Genomic DNA, 21,134 nt, shown 5'->3' on the forward strand with positions numbered 1-21,134 from the left:
AGTCATGGCGGTGCAAGTGGTCGGTAGATCGATGATGACCAGTGATCTCACGCCCCACCAGGCGAAAAGCGTCGGCGCAGGCGGCTGGGTGGTGTCGTTCCTGCCGGGCCGGACCCTCACCATCGAGCAGGCCACCGCCGCATTGCAGGCGGCCGAGGCGGTTGCCGCGGTGAATGCTCTTGCCGGACAGGTCGGTCTGACCGCGATGGAGACCGTCGGGTTGGCTACCCAGGAGTCACCGTGGGGCGAACCCGAGCCGTGCACCGCGCTACAACGCGTCTTCCGCCGCGGGTTCGCCGAGCGCTGACCGCGTCCGCTTGGTGGCCACCACCACCAGATTGCTGACCAGCAACTCGCGCAATACCGGCACGTGCACCATCCACCAGGCCCAGCGCGGGTGATAGCGCGGGAACACCGCGAGGATCTCGATATCGTCGGGAGTCTCACGCGCCCAACGCATCCCCTCCGACGCCCGCACCGCGAACAGTGACCGGCCGAAGCGATTCTTCGGCTCCCGGCCGTGCTTGCGCCGATACCGCCGGGCCGCGTACTCGCCGCCCAGGTAGTGCCACGGCCCGGTCTCGTGGCCGCCGAACGGCCCCAGCCACACGGTGTAGGAGAAGACCATCAGCCCACCGGGCTTGGTGACGCGCAGCATCTCCTCGGCCATGACCCACGGATGCGGGACGTGCTCGGCCACATTCGAGGAGATGCAGACCTCCACGGCGTCATCGCGGAACGGCAGCGCCATGCCCGACCCGCGCACCGCGCCCGCGACCCGCAAGCCGGCCGCGTGCATCTCCGAGGGATCCGGCTCGACCGGGAGATAGCGCGCCCCGGCCCGTCCGAACTCGTCCGCGAAGTAGCCGGGCCCGCCGCCCACGTCCAGCACGACGGCGCCGCGCAGCGACTCCCCGGTCAGATCTCGATAGAAATCGCCGACCAGGTCCGCGGTATCGGAGGCCACGCCGCCGTAGAAGACAGCCGGGTCGGTCTGCTCGAATCGGAAACTGCCCAGCAGCCGTAGCGACCGACGCAGCGTCGCCCGACGAGTGAATCTGGGGCGCCGCGTCCTGGTCTGCTGAGCTCGAAGCACGGCGGCAAGTCTCGCATAGTGCGGGAGGGTCGCCACCAGGCCCTGTGGGACGGGGCGACTGGTCTCGTGAGGCGAGGGTAACTCGTGGGGCGCTCCCAGAATCGGGTTGGATCCTGACCGCCGGCACGGACGCGAATCTGTGAACGGCTCTCAGCCGTCCGCTGAAGTTCCGGGGAGGCGGTACGGTGGAGCCCATTGTCTGTCCGAAGCCCGTGACCCCTGGAGATCCGCCCGTGCGTGAAGTGCTGCTGCTGTGCTGGCGCGACACCGGGCATCCACAGGGTGGGGGCAGCGAGCGCTATCTCGAACAGGTCGGCGCGCAGCTGGCCGCGCGGGGCGTGAAGGTCACGTTGCGGACCGCCGGATATCCGGGGGCGGCCCGGCGGGAGTCGGTGGACGGCATCGAGATCAGTCGCGGCGGGGGCCGGTTCACGGTGTACCCGCGGGCGTTGGCGGCCATCGCGCTCGGGCGGTTCGGGATCGGCCCGCTCAAGGGGCTGCGGCCAGACGCGGTCATCGACACCCAGAACGGCATCCCCTTCTTCGCGCGCGCGGCGACGGCCGCGCCGACCGTGGTGCTGGTGCATCACGGTCATCGCGAGCAGTGGCCGGTGGCCGGAAAACTCGTCGGGCGGATCGGCTGGTGGATCGAGTCGCGGCTGTCGCCGCGGGTGCACCGGCGCGAGCAGTACCTCACGGTCTCGCTGCCCTCGGCCGAGGAGCTGACCGCGCTCGGGGTGGGTGCGTCCCGGATCGCGGTGGTGCGCAATGGCGCCGAGCCGATTCCGGCGCGGGTGCCCGCCGGCGACGACACCACCCGCACCGCGCATCCGAGCATCGTGGTGCTGTCGCGGCTGGTGCCGCACAAGCAGATCGAGGACGCCATGGCCGTGGTGGCCGGGCTGCGCGGCCGCGTGCCGGGCCTGCGCCTGGATGTGATCGGCGGCGGCTGGTGGGCCGACAACCTGCGGACTCACGCGCGGGAGCTGGGCATCGCCGACGCGGTCACCTTCCACGGCCATGTCGACGAGGACGAGAAACACCGGCTGCTGTCGCGCGCCTGGGTGCATGTGCTGCCCTCGCGCAAGGAGGGCTGGGGCCTGGCGGTCATCGAGGCGGCCCAGCACGGGGTGCCGACGGTCGGCTACCGCAGTTCGCGCGGTCTCACCGACTCCATTGTGGACGGCGTCACCGGGCTGCTGGTCGATGACGCCGCACAGCTCACCGAGGCCGTCGGCGATCTGCTCGATAATCGCGAGGCGCGCACGGTGCTCGGGGAGAAGGCGCGTGCCCGGGCGCGCGAATTCTCCTGGGAGCAAACCGGAAACGGCGTCTACGAGGTGCTGTCGGCGGTGACGCGCGGCGAGCGGGTCAGCGGACTGATCGCTCCCGCGCGAGTCTGATTCTTCCGCGAAAGCGGACGCGAGGGTCTACTACCGCTCATAGCATCGACGCATGTGGATCATCGTCGTCATTGCGCTCGTCAGCATTGTCGTGATCGGGGTGGGCTTCGCGCTCGGGTTCCCGAAGGACTGACCGCCGTCTCGAAGTCAGTGCCGCGGTGAGGAATCCACCGATCAACAGGGCCGCCCACGTCAGGTGCGCGGCCTCGGACACGTGGCGGCTGTCGGGCGAGGCGTCGTTCGGGGCGATATCGCCCGGCACCCGGTACAGCCGCAGATTCGCGTCGCTGTAGACGGGAATCAACTGGGACAGCGTATTTTTCGACTCCCCGAGCGGACCGGGCGTTCCGCCCTCGACCAGGACCCAGCCCACGCCGAGATCGGCCAGCTTGCGCGCGGACTCGCCGCGCGACAGCATCTTCTCCACCCGCCGCGCCCGCGCGCTCTCGCCCGCGACCACGCCGCCGCGCACCGGAAGCTCCCCTGTCTGCAACACATCTCGGCGCAGCATGCGCGGGGCCGGGTCGAGTACCGGCGCGCTGCCCGTATATCCGAACTTCCGGAACATCCCGCCCGGCAGCACCGCGACATCACCGGGTGCGTCGACCAGGGCGGCCACCCGCTGCCACCCCGCCGGATAGTGCACCGGCCGCATCGCCCCGCCGACGCCCCACGCCAGATCGGGCAGGGCGATGAGGGCCAGCACGATGAAAACCGCCGCGGCTACGCCCGTTCGCGGACGGGCGGGCCGTATCGCCCCGGATCCGTCCAGCACGTTCGCGGAAATCCAGCGCCCGGCCGCCCGGCACCCCGCCGCCGCGCACAGTGCGTACGCGGGCACGGCCAGCGCCACATACTTCTGGGTGTCGCGCAGCAGCCCGGCCCCCGGAACCCGCGTCACCAGGAACTCGCCGACCGACAATCCCCATCCGGTCGCACCGAGCGCGGGCAACACGACCGCCGCGACCGCGAGCCAGATCAGCCGCCGCTCGACGGTCCCGGCACGGAAGACCGCGCGCAGCCCCGTCGCCACCATCGCGAGCAGCAGCAGCGTTCCCACCAGCGCGAAGAACGCGGTGCGCGAATCCGGTACCGCGGTGCTGTTCCATATGCCGCCCAGCCCGGCGAGGCTGCCCAGGGTGCCGAGCCAAGGCTCGGCACGGGCCGCGAAGGCGGCGATACCGGCCGGATCCGATGGTGCGGCACCGGAACTGGACAGCGCGGTCGCCGTCAGCCACGGCGCGGCGGACAGGATCCAGAGCGCCAGCGTCGCGGGCAGATTCCGCTTGCCCACCAGCAGCACGGCCATACCGCCCGCCAGCAGCGATCCGGTCGGGGTCAGGCCCGCGGCGGCCATCGCTCCGGTCAGGGCGGCCCAGGTGCCGAGGGTGCCGGTCGGCGGCGCGACGCGTAATCGGGCGGCCAGCACCGCGATCCACGGCAGCGCGGCATAGCCGGTGAGCAGGCTCCAGTGCCCTTGCAGCAGCCGTTCGGCCACATACGGATTCCAGACGGCCACCGTCGCGGCCACCAATTGCGGACCCGGCGAAACCCGCAACAGCTCCCGCGCCAGCACGGCCGCGCCCCACCCCGCCAGCCAAACTGCCAGCAGCAGAATCGTTTTGACGATGATCCCGCCGTCCACCACCGGCGACAGCGTCGCGATCAGCCCGTCCTGCGGCACCGCGCGCGGCGCGGCATCCCCGAGCCCGAGCGCGGAATCGGTGAGATACGAGCGCGGCGTACTGACCGCATCCCGCAACAGCAGATAGCCCGACCCCAGCAGGGGTCCCAGCACGACGAGCGCCAGCACCAGGCTGTACCCCGCCGGTATCAGCCCGCGCCACCGCCGCACTCGGTTCTCCGCGTTCACATCCGGCACCCTACGTTCCGTCCGCCCCGAGTTCCGGGACCGGCGAGGGGGCGTCGGTGCCCTCGCGAGTGGCCCGCCACGCCACACCGGTGATCACCAACGTTGTCGCCGCCGCGGTCACGGTGGCGACCGTGATCAAGGACAACACCGTATGCGCGCGAGTCAGCATGACCGTCACTCCGATGCCCAGGCCGATCCAGGTGATCGCCGCGGGTGCGGTTCGATCGGTCGCGATCGCCGACAGCAACACCGCCTGCAACACCGCCAGGAGCGCGCCCTCGAGCGCGAACAGCCAGAGCAGTCCCTCGATCGGCGTGTAGTCCGGCCCGGCGAACATGGGCGCGAGCGGCGCCGCCACCGCCGCCCCGGCGACCGTGACCGCTCCGATGCCGGCGAGGACCGCCAGCGCGGACCGCATCGCTCGCGCGGAATGCTGTGGCTGCGCCATTCTCGGATACAGCACCACCCCGACCGCCTGCGGCAGCCAGAACGCGATCTTGGCCGCGATCGCGCCGAGGGCATAGCGCCCGGCATCGTTCTCGTCCAGCACAATCCGCGAAACCAGCAGATCCGCCGTCGACAGCGCGGTCAGCGCCGCCTGCACCTGCACCGCCCGGAACACCGCCGCCACCCCGAGTGCGGTGGCCTCCGTGCGAAATGCGGTGCCCGCTGCTTCGAAGACCGGGCCGACAGACGCCGGACGAGGCGAAATGCCCTCGGCAGCAGCAGCTCCGGTGCGATCCGACGCGAAGTCCGATCGACCCGATGTGGAGTCGCCGCGGCCGATGACCCCGAATCCGGTTCGGGGGGCGACCGCGGCGTCGGCGGTCCGGCGGGCGATAAGGGCCGCCACCGCCGCTCCCGCGGCTCCCGCCCAGAGCGCGGGCGCTGAGCCGAAGCCGCCCGCGAGCAGCGTCACCGCGGGCGTCACGCGGATGACGGCCGCGCCGCCCAGCACCGTCGCGAGTTCGCGGAACCGGCTGCGTCCCTGCAGAATTCCCTGCTCGCCGGCCAGGAGCACGAGGGTCGGGGCCGTGCAGAGCGCACCGGCCGAGGCCGCGATACTCACGTGCAGCACGAGGCTGACCAGCGGCGTCAACATCAGGGCCGCCGCGGCGACGAGTCCGGCGCAGCGCAGTGTCAGCGCCCGAGCGGCGGCAATCGGCGCATCCCGCACCACTTCCCGCGCCACCACGTTCTGCAACGCCAGCGCGGGCACCGCACACAGCATCTGCACTGCCAGCAGACTCGCGAACGTGCTGTACCCGCCCGTGCCGAGCCACCGGCTCGCCAGCAATTGCAGCAGGTACCCGGCCACATTCGCGGTCATCGCCCCCGCCGTCACCAAGGTCAGGTCCTTGACCACGGGCAGACGGCGTACAGCAGACACGCCCGCAATGCTGCCATCCGCCCACCCCCGCCCACCCGCGCACCCCTCGTCGCCAGCGGATCGCGGCGAAACTACGCCGCGCCCCATGGCAGGAGTTGAAGCGCCCCGTCATCGCACGCCTCCGTGCCGTTCGCCGGTACCGGGAACGGCATGCTGGTCAGTCGCATCGATTCGACTCGTCGGGACGCCGCTCTGTGCCGCAGGATCCCATGGCGTCGTGGTGCCGTGTCGCGTGGCCGGTTCCGATGCCGCCGGGAGTGCGCGTGTGGCGCTCCGGTCCGTGACCGAAGGCGTCCGGAAACGGGAGCGGCCCAGCATCTTCGAAAGATGCTGGGCCGCAGGGTGACCGTGAGCCGTGGTGGCTACTTGCTCATATCGATCTGCTGGGTCGGCGGGTCGAAGTTGCCGGGGCCGCCGGCCGGGGCAGGGGCGGGGCGGCGGACCGGGGTGGGGCCGTTGCCGTTCTTGCCGAGGACACCGAGCAGGATGCCGACGATCAGGAAGATCGCGGCCAGCACGCCGAGGATGATCGGCAGGATGCGGCCGTACAGGGACAGCTTGTCCATATTGTCCTTGGCCACGGAGATCTGGGACTCGATGGTGTTCTCGTCGAAGACCAGGGTCGACTTCAGGGCGGTCACCTCGGGCTTGTCGCCGCTGCGGGCGTAGTAGAGGTGAATCTGCTCCTGGCCCTTGATGACCGTGCCGGTCTCCGGCTCGACCCACAGGTCGCGGGTGTTGGTGTAGAAGCGCGCCATGGTGACATCGCCGTCGCCCTCCACGCCCCACTTGGAGGCGGCCAGGGTCAGCTTGTTGGTCGGCGAGTTGGCGACGGTGGAGAGATCGGTGGCCGGAATGCTCTGCTGGAAGTGGTAGACCTTCAGGTTGTTGATCTCGGTCTCGTCGACGTAGTTGATGTCGAAGGTCTTGCGCGCGTTCAGGTCGAAGTACGGGTACGTCTTCTTGTCGGTCCCGATCGGGAAGCGGTACTGGAGACCGGTGTGCTGCACCGGGTCCATCACGGCCTCACCCTTCTTGTCGACCGTCACGGCGATGGAGCCGTTGGGGCCGCCGTCCACCGAATCCACCGGCTGGCCGGTCTTGCGGTCGATGGTGACGCGGTCGATGGTCGCGGTGAGCAGGCCGGTGTCGCCCTGCTTGTCGGTTCGGCGCAGGGTCTGACCGGCCTGGATGGTCATTTCCGAAGCGTTGGACGGGTTTTCGACGGTGAGGAAGCGCTGCGAGACGAGCGGAACGTTCTGATCCACCTTCGCCGAGCCGGTCGGCGAGGTCAGCGACTTCGCGTCCAGGACCTCACTGGGGGCACCGGTCTGCGGGTTGGTCGCGACGGTGGTGATCTCCAGGTCGAGCGGGGTCTTGGCGAGACGGCTGATCGTGTAGGTGGGAATCATGATGGCGGCGACGAGCAGCATCGCACCGAGCCCCACGAGTACGCAGGCCACCGTCCTTCTGGTACCGGCACTGAGTGCCATGCAGGTTCTCCTCGTCGTCGAACACGTGTTTCTTCCAGTACTGCGGTCGCCGCACAGCACTCGTGAGCCCAGACACTAACAGTCCGAGCGGTCGCAGAGTGCGGCCGAGTCAGGAAAACGCCCCGAAAATCCCCCAAGTCAAAAGGCGAATGCTCACATAAATGGTGACAAGGCAGACTGGGGCGCGATGACCACCACCGCCCTGAATTCTGAGGTGACCCCAGCTCCGGACGACAGACCGGTCCGTCTGGGTCGATTCGTGCCGGCGCTCGAGGGCATGCGCGCCCTCGCCGCGCTGGGCGTGGTGCTCACCCATGTGGCCTTTCAAACTGGCGCGACCGGTCAACCGTTATTGGGCCGGGTGTGGGAACGATTCGACATGGCGGTCGCGGTGTTCTTCGCGCTGTCCGGATTCCTGCTGTGGCGGCCGCACGCCGCCGCGGCCCGCGGACAGGGCACCGCGCCGAGCGCCGGACGCTATCTGCTGCATCGCGCGGCGCGCATTCTGCCCGCCTATTGGGTGGTGGTGGCCGCCGTGCTGATCCTGCTGCCCGGCGCCGCGCACACCGCCGGGCTGCGGGTGTGGCTGTCCAATCTCGGTCTGCTGCAGGTGTTCGTGCCCTTCACCCTGACCGACGGGCTCACCCAGATGTGGAGCCTCTCGGTGGAAGTGGCCTTCTACCTTGTGCTTCCACTGCTGGCGTTCACCCTGGTCCGGTTGCGCGGGCGGCGGGCGCGATACCGGGTTCCGGTGGTGCTCGGCCTCGGGCTGCTCTGCCTGGGCTGGAACTTCCTGCCCGTGCCCACGCCGGACGGCATCCACGCCGACAACTGGCTGCCCGGCTACCTGCCGTGGTTCGCGGCGGGCATGCTGCTGGCCGAACTCGCCGACCTGCCCGCCCCGCGCTGGCGGCGCATCGCCGGAAACCTCTGGCTCATGTGGCCGATGGCGCTGGTGGCCATGCTGCTCGCCGCCACGAATCTGGCCGGCCCGCCGGGGTTGAAGCACGGTGAGCCGTGGCAGTACGTCATGAAGATGACGCTCGGCGCGATCCTCGGCTTCGGGCTGCTGGCCCCGCTCGTGCTGCGCCCGGAGCGGCCGCACCGCCTGCTGGCGGGACCGGTGGCCGCGACGCTCGGGCGCTGGTCCTACGGCATCTTCATCTGGCACCTGGCCGTGCTGTCGATCATCTTCCCGGTGTTCGGCATCGTGCCGTTCCGGGGCCATTTCGTCATCGTCTACCTGCTGACGGTCGCCTTCACGCTGCCCTTGGCGGCCGCCAGCTACGCGCTGGTCGAGGAGCCCGTACGGCAGTGGACCCGCCGCCGCTTCGGGTGAGCGGCAACGTGATTCAGCGTCGGGGCGGGAGCGCCGCGATGCCGACCGCGATCACGCCGACCAGCGCGGGGAACTGCACCCACAGCGATCCGCCGACGTAACCCTCGAACGAACGCCACGGGCCGGTGGACAGCGCCGCCGCGCAGATCGCGGTACCGCCGCCGGCGAGGGCGACCAGCACGCGCGGCCACCGGCGCGGACTGAGGTGGTCGACCACCAACCCGATCGCCGTCACGACGAGCGCGATCGGTCCCGCGATGAGCCCCGCGCCCGCGGCCAGCCCGATCCCGGCGACCGTGCGGCTTCGCCAGCTCCGCGGGGCCGGGCCGTCATCCCGGACCGGCGACCGTGCGCCCCGGAAGGCCAGCGCCGCAAGGGGAATCAGCAGCAACAGGCCGCCGAAGATGGCCAGGCGATACCAGCGGTCGGTCGGGAACGCGACGGTGACCGGTCCCTTGGCGCCGGCTGGCAGCAGCCACGCCTGCTGCCAGCCGTTGATGACGACGGGCTTCAGTGCGGTGCCGTCGGCCGTCTGCGCCTGCCAGCCGACATTGGTGCTCAACGGCAGGACCAGCACCTGGGTGCCGGTCCTGCCGTTCGGATCGGCGACCGGCGGCAGGGCGGGGGTGCGGTCGAGCCGGAGCTCGTCGACGGTGAACAGCTCGGTCGGCGCCACTGCGACATCCACACGCCCGGAAGGGAATTCGAATCCCGAGTCCGGGCTCGCGGAGGCGTCGGAATCGGGTCCGGCGGCGTCCGGCGCGCACACCGTGGCGGGCAGCGGTGCGCCGGAGAGCAATTCGGCGGCGGTTCCGGTCACCGTGGTGTGCAGGGTGCGTCCCGCGGCCACGATGGTCGGACTGTGCGCGCAGTCGATGGTGAGGGGCCGGTTCGGGTCGGCGGGCGCGGGATAGTCGGGTCCCAGCACGTTCACCTCGGCCAGGCCCGGCGGTTGTTCCTGTGCGAAACCCAGTGCGGTGCGGTCGAGTACGCCGTCCCAGGTCTGGATGCTGACCTCGATGCGGTCGGTGACGCGGGGATGCAGGTCGATCCGGCTGGTCGTGCCGGAATCGGGGTTCACCTCGCGCACCTGCGGGCCGTCACCGAGATTCACCGAGATCGAGGTGGGGTGGGCGGGCAGATCACCCGCCGAGGGCGTCACCTGCAGCCCGGTCACCAGGGTCGGGGCGGGCAGTTCGATGGTGAGCGTGGGTTTCGCGCCCGCCGGATTGCGCACGCTGGTCTCCGGTGCGGTCCAGCTGGTGCGCGGGTCCCCGTCGGTGGCGGCCAGGGCCGAGCCGCGTGGATCGGCCACATCGGCCTGGCCGCGCGCGATCGGGCGGTCCGGATCGGTGAGCAGGGCCTCGAGCGCGGGGCCGGGACGGGTGCGCACGATCAGGTCCGGGGTCACCGTGAGCGGCTGCGGGACCTGCAGGGTGCGTTCGAACAGGCCGGGTTCCTCGGCGGCCAGGGCGAGTCCCTTGCTGCAGCGGACCCGGTCGGGCGAGTCGAAACAGGCACTGCGCCCGGGGAATTCCTGGCCCAGGTCCCAGCCCCGCACCTGCGCGCCGGCGGGTGCGGGCGGGAGCACGGTGCGGTGGCGGATGTCGAGGGTGACCGGGTTGTCGCGGTCGGCGTAGTCGTCGACGCTCAGTTCGCTGATGCCGAACTGCCCGCCGGCGCTGCCGTCCTCGGTGTGAATGGCGGTGATCTTGATCCAGTCGGTGCGGCCCGGCGGCAGCGAGATCGACACCGGCGTACCGGGTTCGGTGATGCGCGCGGCCACCGTGCCCTTGGCGGTCTCCACCTCCACCCACTTCACCGGGCTGCCGATGGCGGCCGCGCTGGTGGTCAGGCGCAGCACGGCGGAGCTGATCGGCTTGTCGAGATCGAGCCGAAGCCATTGGCCGACAGCGTGTTCGGCCCCGTTGGAGATCCAGGCGGTGGCCGGGTCGCCGTCCACCACGGCCGCGGTGGAGCTGCCGGGCGCGGCCCCGCCGAGCTGGGTGGCGTCACCGGCGGCGCTGGAGGCGGTGATGGTCGCGCCGGACCATTCGCCCTCCACCAGCTGCGCTCCGTGGACCGGATAGTCGGGGACCAGATTGTGGGTGCGCCGCGCGTCGCCGGGCGCGCGCAGGGCGGAGTTGTGGTTGTCGACGCGGCCGAAGTCGGATTCGCGGTCCATGGGCGTGTCGGTGATGGTGACGTCGTTCGAGGGCAATCCCGCCGCGGCGGCGTCCGATGCCAGCAGGGTCGGCCCGGCCGGGGTTGCGGGATCGCGGCGCAACCGTTCCACGACCTCGGGTCCGCCCTGCACGACCGGGAGGCTGTCGAGCGGCACCGTGAAAGCGCCCGGGAAGGAGTTCGGCGCACCGACTCCGCTGCGCACCTCGGTCGGCGTGCCGACCGGGTTCGACGCGACGCGATAGATCTCGATGGCCGGGTAGTCGGGTCGCAGGTCGCCGTCCGCCACCAGGCCCTCCACCCGGCCCGTCTCGACGGGATCACCGAATTCGGCGACCTTCGTCAGACCCGGTGAGCCCTCGATCGCGCGGTGCGCGAGCATCGGCCGCGTGGAGCGCGAGGTCTCCGGGTCGAGATCGTTGCGCAGCACCAGGACTCCGATGCCCTGCCCGGCCAGGGTGGCCGCCAGGCCCGCCGAGGGCCGCCCGTCCGCGATGAGCCGCTGCACCGAATCCATGGCCCGGATCGCGCCGGGCGGGTTGAGCGGCACCGAATCTCGCACCGCCCACGGGGTGGTGGCCAGCGCCTGCAACGGCTCGTCGCGGGTCAGGCCCCACACCTGGGAGCCGAACGGCGCGCCCGGCACCACCAGTGCGCGGGTGTCGGAGGCGTTGTGCGCCAGCCACTCCGCGGTCTGCTCCCAGTAGTGCGGCACCCGGTCGTAGCTGCCGCGCGGCGCGAGCTTCCCGGTCCAGGCCAGTGAGGTGGACAGCGCCAGCGCGGTCAGGATGAGCGCGCCCACCGCCACCATTTTGTCACGCTCGGGATGCGCGAAGGCCCTGCGCCACACCGGCATCGGCACCGAGGCGGGCAGCGGCACCCGGCTCAGCAGATGCGCCAGACCCAGGACCAGCGGGAGCCGGATGAGCGGCTCCAGCTTGTGCACATTGCGCAGCGGCGCGCCGCCGGAGTCCAGGAACAGCCGTACCTGCTCGGCGAACGGGCCGCCGAGCTCACCCGCGTAACCCGCGCAGATGCCCACCAATCCGACGATCAGGATCAAGGCGAGGCGTCCCCGGTGCGGCATCGACCGCATGGCCAGCCCGGCCATCCCGGCCGCCGCCAGCAGTCCGGTGGCCAGCACCGCGGCGGGCTGGGTCACCAGCACCGCGCCCGCGATGCGTTCCGGGGACACGAACGGCGTCCAGCTGTCGGTGCCGCGCAGCACCTCGCCGAGCGAGGCCCACTGCGTGGTCACGCCCGAGGATTCGATGTAGTCCAGGAACGGCGGACTCACCTTGCCCAGCAACAGCAGTGGCACGACCCACCAGAAAGTGCCCAGCACCAGCAGCGGAATCCAGGCGCGGGTGAACCGCCACCACGCGCGATTCGGCTGGTACGAGATCCACCAGAGCGCCGCGGGCAGGAACGCCGCGGCCGTGGCCACCGCGTTCACCGAACCCATGAGCGCGAGCGCCAGCGCGCTGCCCGCGGGTGTCGCCATGCCGCGCCGGGCGGGCCGGTCGGGATCGTCCGGGGATCGCCGCTGCACGGCCACGCCGAGCGCGGCGGGGGCGAGCAGCACCCAGGGCGCGAGCATCATCGGCAGCGTCTCGGAGGAGATCGAGCCGAGCGTCGTGAGCACCCGCGGCGAGAGGGCGAACGCCACCGCGGCGATCACACGCGAGCCGCGACTGCCCAGGCCCAGCGTCTCGCAGAGCCGGATGATGCCCCAGAACCCCGCGAGCAACAGCAGGGCCCACCAGATGCGCTGGGTCACCCAGCCCGGCAACCCGAGAATGTGCCCGAGCGAGAAGAACGCGCCGTGCGGGAAGAAATAGCCGTAGGCCTGGTTCTGCACCTGCCCCATCGGGGCCTGGCTGCTCCACAGATGTGAAGCGCGGGAAAGGAAGCCGAGCGGATTCTGCGCCAGATCGTATTTCGTATCGGCGACGGTCTGCCCGGGCGCCTGCAGAAAGGTCAGCAGGAAGGCGATGAGGACGCTGCCGAGCAGCCAGCGGCGGCCCAGCGGCGCAGTATTCGGCGACCGGTCCTCGCCCGGACCGGTCACATCGGACTGTGAGTCTTCGGGTTGGCCTGGTTCGGAGGTCGTCCGGTCAGCGCGAGCCGTACTCAACGTTGTTCAATAGCGACGAACCGGCGTCGCCGCTGCGGTCGATATCGGGCCGCTTGTCCTGCGAGGCCGCCATCGTGATGACCAGGACCGCCGCCAGCCCGACCAGGGCTCCGCCGACAGCACTCGCTGCACCAGGAACGGCAAACTTCATCGCGGTACTCCCAACATCGGACGCATGCGTAACGGGAGCCAACGGCCCCGCCTCCCCGGCACTCTAGCGGACGGCCGGGTGCCGTCGTCCATCTCGTACCCGTTCTTGCGTTGGAAGCCGAAACTATTTCGGGCGTCCCCGGCGAGTTACCCCGGACGTCGCGAAATCAGTTGGCGCCTCGGCATACGGAAAACGCGGCGCTATTCCGGAATCGGGCAGTGCAGTCCGCCCAAGAAGGTGCGGAGTTTGGCGGTGGTTTCGTGGAGTTCGGACTCGGGGTCGGAGGCGGCGACTATGCCGCCGCCGGCGAAGGCGCGCAGGGTGCGGCCGTCGGCGGAGAGTTCGGCGCAGCGGATGGCCACGTACCAGTTGCCGTCGCCGGTGGCGTCGCACCAGCCGACCGCGCCGGCGTAGAACCCGCGGTCGCCTTCGAGGTCGGCGATGGCGTCGAGGGCCAGGTCGGTGGGGGTGCCGCAGACGGCCGGGGTGGGGTGGAGGAGGACCGCCAGGTCGAGGGCGGTGGTGGCGGGGTCGCGGAGTTCGGCGCGGATGGGGGTGGCGAGGTGCCAGACCTGGGGGGTGGAGAGGAGCTCGGGGCCCTCGGGGATGACGAGTTCGGTGCAGATCGGGGCGAGTCGCTCCCGGATCCAGTCGATGACGTAGGCGTGCTCTTCACGGTTCTTGGTGCTGGCCAGCAAATCTCGGGCTTGGGCCGCGTCGGCGTCCGGATCGGCGAGCCGGGGCAGGGTGCCCGCGAGCGGGTGCAGGGTGACGGTGCGGCCGCGCCGGGCGACCAGGACCTCGGGGGTCGCGCCGAGCAGGGTCTCGCCGGGACGCCCGGCGGGGGTCAGGTCGACGGCGTAGACGGCGGCGCGCGGATGCCGGGTCACCAGGTGCGCCGCGATGACCTCGGCCTCCAAGGGCGTCTCGGCCTCGGCGAGCAGCGAACGGGCCGCGACCACTTTGCGCAGCGGTTGCGCCGGATCGCCGAGCTGCCCGACGAGTTTCGCGACGCGCGCGACATGCTCTGTGGCGCTGGGTATTTCGGAGATGACCCGGACTTCCGGCAGCTCCGGCAGCGCCGCGGGCCGCCACGGTCCGGCGGTGTGGGCGGCCTGTTCGGGGGCGACCAGGGCGGCGGGACGGCGGGGATCGAAGGGCAGCGCGCCGACGATCAGCTCGTGCACGCCGGAACGCAGCGCCGCGCTCGCGGCGGCCGCCGAGGCGAAGGCGGCGCGGGTGCCCGAGGTGCGGACGACACCGTCGGGTGTCGCGAGCAGAAATCCGTCCATGGTCCGAACATAGTCCCGGCCGTCGGCGTCGCGCCCCGGGGAGCGACGCATATCTCAAGGTGCCGGAGGTCACGAACGGGCTAATGTGCTGCGCCCCAGCATCTTTCCCGCAATTCCGGATCCGGGCCACCGCGTTCAGGTGTGTTTCGCGTCCGGCTCCCGTCCCGGCGGCACCATGAGGACCGGCCGGTGGCAGTGCTTGAGCACCGCGTCCGCGACGCTGGAGTGCATGAGGGCGCGGATGCCGGTGGCTCCGCGGGTGCCCGCCACGATGATGTCCACGTCCAGCTCGTCAGCGACCTCGACAATGGCCGTCCAGATGGTGGTGGTGCACTCCACGGTGCGCGCCTCGGCGTTGAGACCGGCCAGTTTGGCCAGTCGCACGCCCTCGGCATTGATATTCCGGGCGTCCGCGAGCGCGACGTCCTCTATTTCGTCGTCGGTCATCCATTCGGGCTGCATCACCCCGGACAACCCCGACAGCCGTGCGGCCTGCCGCACCATCGGCTCCCACGCGGTCAGCACCACGGCTCTGTCGGCGGCCAGGAACCGTCCCGCGTATTCGACGGCCCGCCGGGCGTTCTCGGAACCGTCGTAGGCGATCAGCATCAAATCGCAGGGCATGACGAACCTCCTGGTGGGAACGTCTGTCTGTACCCCTGAGGCTACCTCTGAAACCGACCGTTCAGTGGACTTGGCAATCCTCGCCGCGTCGCAAGTTCTCCACAGTTCGCCAACGATTTACCCAAACCGGTGGTGTGCCGGGGGCTCTGGGTTTTCACTGAATTCGTCGGTTGTTGCCGGCGTTCGACATCGCCGTCGTTGGAGCAGGGCCCGAACGAGGGGTGGAATGTGCGGTTGGACGAGCTGACGACCCCGCAGGAGTGGGCGCGTGTATACCGCTCCCTGTTCGGTCTCCCCTACGTGCACGTGACCACCCCCGGATTCGTGGTGCTACCGCTGAACGACACCATCGCCGCGCTGAATACTCCGGAATCGCTGGGGGCCTTGATACTTGACGAGCTGGTCGGGCAGGGGGTGCCCGGTCCGGTGCTGGTCCGGGACAAGCCCCCGCGCCGAACATTCCTGGCGGTCTTCGACGGCTATCCCTCCGACGAATGCCTGGAAGTGCTGGAGCGCAACAGCATCGACATCGGCCCGCATCGCAGCAACGTCATCCTGCCCACCGGATTCGGCCGCCACACCCACGAGGGCCGGTGGTGGGCGCGGCCGCCCCAGCGCGACGAATCCCTGCCCCTGCTCTCCGAGGTGGTCGCGGCCGCCCAGGCGGTGCTGTGACCATAGAGTCGGCCTTCTTCGGCCACCACGAGGCGGATCCGCGCGCCCTGCTGTACTACGAATGGTGCCAGCGCACCGAATCCGGTTACGCGGTCGATGATTTCGCGGAGGAAGTGCGGGAACTGACGCACACCGAGCATCCGCTCCCGGGCGCGTGCTGGCGCCTGCTGGATCGCGTCGAGCGGGCGCGCAGGCTGCCGGACTGGCCCTACACCGAATGGGCGGACGCACCGTGGAGCGCGAATCTACCTGATGACGAGCAGGATTCGCCGAACTCGATCCCCGCGGCGGAGCTGCTGGACCGGATCCACGGCGGCTGGCTCGGCCGCTGCACCGGTTGCACACTCGGCAAGCCGCTGGAGAACGGCTTCATCTGGACGCCCGAGAGCATCCGCAGCTATCTGGAGCCGTTCGGCGCGTACCCGTTGCGCGATTACGTGCCCGTCTCCGATCCGGTGCCGTCGGAGATCACCAGCCGGAGGGATTGGCGCGCAGCCACTCTCGGCGGCATCGACGGATGCCCGCGCGACGACGACATCGACTACACCATCCTCGAGCTGCACCTGCTGGAGCAGCGCGGCCCCGGCTTCACCGCCGACGACGTCACCGACCTCTGGCTCGAACGCCTGCCGTTCCTGCAGACCTACACCGCCGAACGCGTCGCCTACCGCAACCTCATCGACGGCTATGCCCCACCCGACACCGCCACCTACCGAAACCCCTACCGCGAGTGGATAGGTGCGCTCATCCGTGCCGACATTCACGGCTACAGCCATCCCGGTCAACCCCGCCGCGCCGCCGTGGCGGCCGCTCGCGATGCCTCGGTCTCCCACGTGGGCAACGGTTTATGGGCCGCGATGTGGTCGGCCGCTCTGGTCGCGGCCGCCTTCACCACCCCCGGCCCCGGTGCCGCCCTGACCATCGCCGGATCGGTCATCCCCGCCCGGTCCCGCCTGGCCGTGGCCCTGTCGGAAGTGCTCGACGACCACCGCCGCGGCGACTCCTGGGAACAGGCCGTGGCCGCCGTCCGCAGCCGCCACGCCCACTACAGCTGGGTCCACGCCATCGGCAACGCCTGTCTCATCGCCGCCGGGTTGCTCTGGGGCGAAGGAGATTTCACGCGCACGATCGCCCTCACCGTCGAGGGCGGCTGGGACACCGACTCCAACGGCGCGACCGCGGGCTCGGTGGCGGGCATCCTCACCGGAGCCGCCGGGATCCCCACCCACTGGACCGCCCCGTTCCACGACACCGTGCACAGCTCGGTGGCCGGCTACGACGGCAGCCGCATCTCCGACCTGGCCCGCCGTACGTTGAATCTGGTGCGCTGACCGACGAATCGGGGCCATGGAGGCGGGGATCGAACCCGCGCCCTCCGCCGTGTCGTGCCGGTGATCTACCGCTGATCTACTCCATGGCCGCTACCCACGATAGCGACGAGGGCGGTGCCCCGGTTCGCGATATCCGACCGGGGCACCGCCCTCGTTATGGTCCGCGCCTACCGACCGGCGCGAAATCGGTTGTGCGTCAGCGCTCGACGATCGCGACGACGCCCTGGCCGCCCGCGGCGCAGATGGAGACCAGCGCGCGGCCGCCACCCTTCTCGGCCAGCTGCTTGGCGGTCTGGGCGATGATGCGGCCGCCGGTGGCGGCGAACGGGTGGCCCGCGGCGAGCGAGGAGCCGTTCACGTTCAGCTTGGAGCGGTCGATGGAGCCGAGCGCGCCGTCCAGGCCCAGGCGCTCCTTGCAGTACTTGTCCGACTCCCACGCCTGCAGGGTGGCGAGCACCACGGAGGCGAACGCCTCGTGGATCTCGTAGTAGTCGAAGTCCTGCAGGGTCAGGCCGTTGCGGGCCAGCATGCGCGGCACCGCGTAGGTGGGGGCCATGAGCAGGCCGTCGGGGCCGTGGATGTAGTCCACCGCGGCGACCTCGGAGTCCACCAGGTAGGCCAGCGGCGACAGGTTGCGCGAGGCCGCCCACTCCTCGGAGCCCAGCAGCACCGCGGACGCGCCGTCGGTGAGCGGGGTGGAGTTGCCCGCGGTCATGGTCGCGTCACCCAGCTTGACGCCGAAGACCGGCTTCAGGGTGGACAGCTTCTCGATGGTCGAGCCGGGACGCAGGTTGTCGTCGCGGGTCAGGCCGAGGAACGGGGTGATGAGGTCGTCCATGAAGCCGCGGTCGTAGGCGGCGGCCATGTTCTTGTGCGACAGGAAAGCCAGCTCGTCCTGCGCCTCGCGGGAGATGCCGAATTCCTTGGCGGTCTGCGCGGCGTGCTCACCCATCGACAGGCCGGTGCGCGGCTCGGCGTTGCGCGGGATCTCGATGCCGACCATGGACGGGCGCAGGCGGCCGACCAGCTTCACGTAGTCGGAGTTCTTCTTGGCGCGGTTGGCGTCGAGCATCCACTCGCGCATGCCCTCGCTCACGCCGATCGGCGCGTCGGAGGTGGTGTCGGTGCCGCCGCCGACGCCGTTCTCGATGCGGCCCAACGCGATTCCGTCGGCCACGGTGACGATGGACTGCAGGCCGGTGCCACACGCCAGCTGCAGGTCGTGGGCCGCGGTGTACGGCGACAGGGTGGAGCCGAGCACGCTCTCGCGGATCATGCCGTGCTCGCCGACGCGCTTGAGCACCGCGCCGCCGACGACCATGCCCAGGCGCTCGCCCTGCAGGCCGAAGCGGGAGACCAGGCCGTTCAGCGCCGCGGTGAACATGTCCTGGTTGGAGGCGTGGGCGTACTTGCCGTCCGAACGAGCGAACGGGATGCGGTTACCGCCGAGGATGGCAACCGGGCGCGCCTGCTTGGTGGTCTTGGCCGCGGCCTTCGCCGAACGGGCTTTGGTGGTCACTCGAGTCTCCAGTGTCTCGTCGGTGGAATTTCCGCCACGCGCCATCCCTGGGGACGCGCGTCACTCGGTTTACATTAAACTTACTCTGGAGTAAGTTCATTTGTCGACACCGTACCGCGCATGTGTGCGCAATACCGCTTTTGGCGGGCCGAAACCAAGGAGAAGGTAGGAAACGTGGCTGCCAGCAAGAGCAAGGGCGCTCCCAACCTCTACGGATCTTTCGTTCACTCCGCCCCCGGCGCGTTCCTGGCCTCGAAGCTGGGCCTGCCGCAGCCGGAGACGCTGCGCCGGTACAAGCAGGGTGAGCCCGCGCTCCCCGGTCCGGTGCTGCTGGGCGGCAAGGGCCGCGTCGCCGACGCCGTGCGGAACCTGCTGGGCGACTACACCTTCGTGGACTCGGTCACCCCCGGTGTGAAGTTCGGCGCGCTGGTGTTCGACGCCACCGGCATCAAGACCATCGAAGAGCTCGAGCAGCTGTTCCAGTTCTTCCAGCCCGCCATGCGCAGCATCGCCGCCTCCGGCCGCGTGCTCGTCGTCGGCACCACTCCGGAGCTGGCCGGTTCGGTCGACGGGCAGATCGCGCAGCGCGCGCTCGAGGGCTTCACCCGCTCGGTCGGCAAGGAGCTGCTGCGCGGCGCCACCTCCAACCTGGTCTACCTGCACCCCGAAGCCGCCGCTGCCGCAACGGGTCTGGAGTCCACCCTGCGCTTCGTGCTGTCGGCCAAGTCGGCCTTCGTCGACGGCCAGGTCTTCCGGGTCGGCAAGGACGACGCCACCGCCCCGGCCTCGTGGGACAAGCCGCTCGAGGGCAAGGTCGCCGTGGTCACCGGCGCCGCCCGCGGCATCGGCGCGACCATCGCCGAGGTCTTCGCCCGTGACGGCGCGACCGTGATCGTCGCCGACATCCCGGCCGCCGGTGAGGCGCTCTCGGAGACCGCCAACAAGGTCGGCGCCACCGCGCTCGCCCTCGACGTCACCGCCGCCGACGCCGCGGAGAAGCTGGCCGAGTTCGCCACCCAGCGCTTCGGCGGCATCGACATCGTCGTCCACAACGCCGGCATCACCCGCGACAAGCTGCTCGCCAACATGGACGAGGGCCGCTGGAACTCGGTGCTGAACGTGAACCTGGCCGCGCCGCACCGCATCACCGAGGGCCTGGTCGCCCGCGGCGCGCTGCGCACCGGCGGCCGTGTCATCGACGTGTCCTCCATCGCGGGCATCGCGGGCAACCGCGGCCAGACCAACTACGGCGCCTCCAAGGCCGGTGTCATCGGCATGGTGAACGCCGAGGCCCCGAAGCTGGCCGAGCAGGGCATCACCATCAACGCGGTGGCCCCCGGCTTCATCGAGACCGCCATGACCGCCGCCATCCCGCTGGCCACCCGCGAGGGCGGCCGGCTGCTGTCCTCGCTGCTGCAGGGCGGACAGACCGTGGACGTCGCCGAGACCATCGCCTACTTCGCCTCCCCGGCCTCGAACGCGGTGAACGGCAACATCGTTCGCGTCTGCGGCCAGGCCATGATCGGAGCATGATGACCCAGACGCTCAACCTCACCGAGGTGCCCAAGAACAGCGGCCTGTTCGTCAAGGCCGCCCTGGGCGCGCTGCCGGTGCCGGGGCTTTCGGCCCGCAAGTCCACCGTGCCGGACCGCAGCGTCCGCCTCGAGGGCTTCAAGGTCGACCCGGACCACCTGGCCGCCTACTGCCGGGCCACCGGCCTGCGCTTCGGGGACTCGCTGCCGCTGACCTACCCGTTCGTGCTCAGCTTCCCGCTGGCCATGCAACTCGTGGTGGCGCGTGACTTCCCGTTCGTGGCCGTGGGTGCGGTGCACGCGCAGAACGTCATCGAGCGCACCCGCGAGATCTCGGTGTCCGAGCCGCTGGACTTCGAGACTCACATCGAGAACCTGCGCGAGCACCCCAAGGGCCTGCTCGTGGACGCCATCACCGAGGTGAACGTGGGCCGGGAACTGGTGTGGCGTCAGGTCACCACGTTCCTGCACCAGCAGCGGACCTCGCTGTCGGGCGGCCCGAAGCCCGAGCCCAAGCCGGACGAGGTGCCCCCGCCGCCGCTCAAGGCGCTGCGCGTCGATCAGAAGACGATCACCCGCTACGCCTCCGCCTCCGGCGACCACAACCCGATCCACACCTCGGCGTTGGGCGCCAAGGCCTTCGGCTTCCCCAAGCCGATCGCGCACGGCATGTGGTCGGCCGCCATGGTGCTCGGCTCGCTCGAGGGCCGGATTCCCGAAAAGGTCACCTACGAGGTGAAATTCGGCAAGCCGATCTTCCTGCCGTCCACGGTCAACCTCTACGCGGACCAGGTTCCCGGTGGGTGGGACGTCTCCTTGAAGAACCCGAAGAAGGGCTACCCGCACCTGACCGCTACGCTTCGCTGACAGTGACGAGCGTGTCACCCAAGAATTCGGGCCGGACCGCCCAGCGGCGTCCGCCCGGATGGGGGTGAAGGGCCGCACACTGTTTCGCACTCGGATGTCGCCACGCAGGGGTTTCTACATCCGATCGGGACAGTGTGCGGCTCTTGTATTTCCGTGCTCCCCGCCTCCCCGGAACTTCAGCGCACGGCTGAGAGCCGTTGGCGTTGGGCACGCGTGCCGGCTGCTGGG

General features: G+C 70.4%; 15 protein-coding genes, 1 tRNA gene and 1 pseudogene. 7 read left to right on the top strand and 10 right to left on the bottom strand.

Translation table 11 applies throughout. The annotated features are described in order from the left end of the window. The first annotated feature begins 4 nt into the window (after window positions 1–4). Window positions 5–307 (top strand): hypothetical protein, encoded by a 303-nt coding sequence (locus GPX89_RS22955; protein ID WP_157389627.1) that lies wholly within the window; start codon window positions 5–7, stop codon window positions 305–307. Here GPX89_RS22955 and GPX89_RS22960 read toward each other — a convergent pair. Further along, a complete protein-coding gene (locus GPX89_RS22960) occupies window positions 269–1,096 on the bottom strand; it encodes a class I SAM-dependent methyltransferase (RefSeq protein ID WP_328602194.1) in 828 nt (275 codons plus the stop codon). The two genes, GPX89_RS22955 and GPX89_RS22960, sit on opposite strands and share 39 nt — an antisense overlap. Window positions 1,097–1,329: 233 nt before the next feature. Here GPX89_RS22960 and GPX89_RS22965 point away from each other — a divergent pair, with 233 nt between their 5' ends. After that, window positions 1,330–2,499: a glycosyltransferase family 4 protein gene (locus tag GPX89_RS22965; protein WP_328602195.1), complete on the top strand. Its 1,170-nt coding sequence runs from the start codon at window positions 1,330–1,332 to the stop codon at window positions 2,497–2,499. Between the two features lie 37 nt (window positions 2,500–2,536). Here GPX89_RS22965 and GPX89_RS22970 read toward each other — a convergent pair whose 3' ends face one another. The 3 genes from GPX89_RS22970 to GPX89_RS22980 form a co-directional block, all read right to left on the bottom strand. Beyond that, window positions 2,537–4,372, bottom strand: a complete 1,836-nt coding sequence (locus tag GPX89_RS22970) for a hypothetical protein (RefSeq protein WP_328602196.1) — start codon at window positions 4,370–4,372, stop codon at window positions 2,537–2,539. A gap of 10 nt (window positions 4,373–4,382) precedes the next feature. Next, a complete protein-coding gene (locus GPX89_RS22975; RefSeq protein WP_407939470.1) occupies window positions 4,383–5,762 on the bottom strand; it encodes a polysaccharide biosynthesis protein in 1,380 nt (459 codons plus the stop codon). A gap of 362 nt (window positions 5,763–6,124) precedes the next feature. After that, window positions 6,125–7,255 carry a DUF3068 domain-containing protein gene (locus GPX89_RS22980; protein ID WP_157389628.1) on the bottom strand — a complete coding sequence of 377 codons (1,131 nt, stop codon included), beginning with the start codon at window positions 7,253–7,255 and terminating at the stop codon, window positions 6,125–6,127. Between the two features lie 187 nt (window positions 7,256–7,442). Between GPX89_RS22980 and GPX89_RS22985 the strand changes: the two genes are divergently transcribed. After that, a complete protein-coding gene (locus tag GPX89_RS22985) occupies window positions 7,443–8,594 on the top strand; it encodes an acyltransferase family protein (RefSeq protein ID WP_157389629.1) in 1,152 nt (383 codons plus the stop codon). On the opposite strand, the pseudogene GPX89_RS22990 reads toward GPX89_RS22985, so the two are convergent. From GPX89_RS22990 to GPX89_RS23005, 4 genes and pseudogenes are all read right to left on the bottom strand, one after another. Beyond that, window positions 8,540–12,849 (bottom strand): annotated as a pseudogene (locus tag GPX89_RS22990) (alpha-(1->3)-arabinofuranosyltransferase). The gene GPX89_RS22985 and the pseudogene GPX89_RS22990 overlap by 55 nt on opposite strands. 46 nt (window positions 12,850–12,895) lie before the next feature. After that, window positions 12,896–13,066 (bottom strand): DUF2613 domain-containing protein, encoded by a 171-nt coding sequence (locus tag GPX89_RS22995; protein WP_157389630.1) that lies wholly within the window; start codon window positions 13,064–13,066, stop codon window positions 12,896–12,898. Window positions 13,067–13,266: 200 nt separating this feature from the next. Further along, a complete protein-coding gene (locus GPX89_RS23000; protein WP_157389631.1) occupies window positions 13,267–14,358 on the bottom strand; it encodes an isochorismate synthase in 1,092 nt (363 codons plus the stop codon). A 135-nt stretch (window positions 14,359–14,493) separates the two neighbouring features. Beyond that, window positions 14,494–14,982, bottom strand: coding sequence for a universal stress protein (locus GPX89_RS23005; RefSeq protein ID WP_157389632.1), 489 nt, complete (start codon window positions 14,980–14,982; stop codon window positions 14,494–14,496). Window positions 14,983–15,216: 234 nt separating this feature from the next. Between GPX89_RS23005 and GPX89_RS43905 the strand changes: the two genes are divergently transcribed. Together GPX89_RS43905 and GPX89_RS23010 are read left to right on the top strand one after the other, a co-directional pair. Then, window positions 15,217–15,657 carry a hypothetical protein gene (locus GPX89_RS43905; protein ID WP_198347545.1) on the top strand — a complete coding sequence of 147 codons (441 nt, stop codon included), beginning with the start codon at window positions 15,217–15,219 and terminating at the stop codon, window positions 15,655–15,657. Beyond that, complete coding sequence (locus GPX89_RS23010) at window positions 15,654–16,988, top strand: ADP-ribosylglycohydrolase family protein (protein ID WP_198347546.1); 1,335 nt, start codon at window positions 15,654–15,656, stop codon at window positions 16,986–16,988. Before GPX89_RS43905 ends, GPX89_RS23010 begins: the two co-directional genes overlap by 4 nt. A gap of 14 nt (window positions 16,989–17,002) precedes the next feature. Here GPX89_RS23010 and GPX89_RS23015 read toward each other — a convergent pair. Further along, window positions 17,003–17,074: transfer RNA gene (locus tag GPX89_RS23015), tRNA-Val, on the bottom strand. Window positions 17,075–17,184: 110 nt separating this feature from the next. After that, complete coding sequence (locus GPX89_RS23020; protein ID WP_328602198.1) at window positions 17,185–18,507, bottom strand: acetyl-CoA C-acetyltransferase; 1,323 nt, start codon at window positions 18,505–18,507, stop codon at window positions 17,185–17,187. A 174-nt stretch (window positions 18,508–18,681) separates the two neighbouring features. On the opposite strand from GPX89_RS23020, the gene GPX89_RS23025 reads away from it, so the two are divergent. Then, the gene (locus tag GPX89_RS23025) at window positions 18,682–20,040 is read left to right on the top strand and encodes a 3-oxoacyl-ACP reductase (protein WP_328602199.1); all 1,359 of its coding nucleotides are present in this window, start codon (window positions 18,682–18,684) and stop codon (window positions 20,038–20,040) included. After that, the gene (locus GPX89_RS23030; RefSeq protein WP_157389635.1) at window positions 20,037–20,906 is read left to right on the top strand and encodes a MaoC family dehydratase; all 870 of its coding nucleotides are present in this window, start codon (window positions 20,037–20,039) and stop codon (window positions 20,904–20,906) included. The genes GPX89_RS23025 and GPX89_RS23030 overlap by 4 nt, the downstream gene beginning before the upstream one ends. Window positions 20,907–21,134 lie beyond the last annotated feature (228 nt).

Source organism: Nocardia terrae (assembly GCF_009760405.1).
GTDB lineage: Bacteria > Actinomycetota > Actinomycetes > Mycobacteriales > Mycobacteriaceae > Nocardia > Nocardia terrae.

Excerpts from the sequence above, each read along its gene's own strand:
- GPX89_RS22955 (WP_157389627.1), top strand. The coding sequence starts at position 5 with ATGGCGGTGCAAGTGGTCGGTAGATCGATGATGACCAGTGATCTCACG.
- GPX89_RS22980 (WP_157389628.1), bottom strand. The coding sequence starts at position 7,255 with ATGGCACTCAGTGCCGGTACCAGAAGGACGGTGGCCTGCGTACTCGTG.
- GPX89_RS22985 (WP_157389629.1), top strand. The coding sequence starts at position 7,443 with ATGACCACCACCGCCCTGAATTCTGAGGTGACCCCAGCTCCGGACGAC.
- GPX89_RS22995 (WP_157389630.1), bottom strand. The coding sequence starts at position 13,066 with ATGAAGTTTGCCGTTCCTGGTGCAGCGAGTGCTGTCGGCGGAGCCCTG.
- GPX89_RS23000 (WP_157389631.1), bottom strand. The coding sequence starts at position 14,358 with ATGGACGGATTTCTGCTCGCGACACCCGACGGTGTCGTCCGCACCTCG.
- GPX89_RS23005 (WP_157389632.1), bottom strand. The coding sequence starts at position 14,982 with ATGCCCTGCGATTTGATGCTGATCGCCTACGACGGTTCCGAGAACGCC.
- GPX89_RS23030 (WP_157389635.1), top strand. The coding sequence starts at position 20,037 with ATGATGACCCAGACGCTCAACCTCACCGAGGTGCCCAAGAACAGCGGC.